We start from the raw sequence: 236 nt of genomic DNA on the forward strand, positions 1-236 counted from the left end.
CCCGGCATTAGAGGCAATACGAGGCCAAAGGTCAGCACACTCCTTAGCAACGGGACCAGTGATTGCAGAACCCTTCATTTCACCCTTAGGGTTGACAATAACACCGGCATTGTCCTCAAAGTAAAGATAGACACCATCCTTGCGGCGCCAAGCCTTACGCTGGCGAACAACAATAGCAGGCATGATCTTCTTACGCAAGTCAGGCTTACCCTTCTTGACGGTAGCAAGAACCATAT

The 236-nt window shown here is 50.0% G+C and carries 1 protein-coding gene; it reads right to left on the reverse strand.

Annotated features, from left to right (window positions below; genetic code table 11):
• On the reverse strand, positions 1–236 hold a 236-nt coding region (locus GFJ41_RS18165), incomplete at both ends, for an uL14 family ribosomal protein (protein WP_206001622.1).

Source organism: Paraclostridium dentum (assembly GCF_012922555.1).
Lineage (GTDB): Bacteria > Bacillota > Clostridia > Peptostreptococcales > Peptostreptococcaceae > Paraclostridium > Paraclostridium dentum.